The sequence below is a fragment of the Hwanghaeella sp. LZ110 genome (assembly GCF_048892525.1).
GTDB lineage: Bacteria > Pseudomonadota > Alphaproteobacteria > UBA8366 > Aestuariispiraceae > Pacificispira.
Window position 1 is genome coordinate 1 of the sequence record NZ_JBLZHT010000038.1, and the last position, 509, is coordinate 509.

The 509-nt window shown below is 54.2% G+C and carries 1 tRNA gene and 1 rRNA gene; both read left to right on the forward strand.

Annotation, left to right across the window (positions count from 1 at the left end):
• A 16S ribosomal RNA gene (locus ACOSDM_RS20100) occupies positions 1-102 on the forward strand; the annotation flags it as partial.
• A 296-nt stretch (positions 103-398) separates the two neighbouring features.
• Positions 399-474 (forward strand) — tRNA-Ala (locus ACOSDM_RS20105).
• The last annotated feature ends 35 nt before the right edge of the window (positions 475-509 follow it).

Sequence of the window (509 nt, forward strand, 5' to 3'; positions counted from 1 at the left end):
GCGCTAACCGCAAGGAGGCAGCCGGCCACGGTAAGGTCAGCGACTGGGGTGAAGTCGTAACAAGGTAGCCGTAGGGGAACCTGCGGCTGGATCACCTCCTTTCTAAGGATTGTTGTGGTAGGGACTTTGGTCTCTCTGCGATATCCCATAGACAGGTGATCTTTACATGGAAATCAATCCATGTGGGATCACCAAACAAAGACATGACAGGATCATGTCGCACGGACCCGTTCAGATGGGTCCTTGCACTTCATCAAGGATGAAGAGGGTATTTGCAGTTATCAGGACTGCTGCCAACCTCGTATCCCTTCCGCTAAGTAGATCCGATCAGGAAGCTGATAGGGTTGTTTTGAGGGTTCCTCATTGCAATCTGGTTAATCTTCTTCGGGCCTGGTTAAGGGGCCATAGCTCAGCTGGGAGAGCACCTGCTTTGCAAGCAGGGGGTCGTCGGTTCGATCCCGTCTGGCTCCACCAAGTTTAGTTTGCGCGCCGCCGCCGGCCAACCCGGC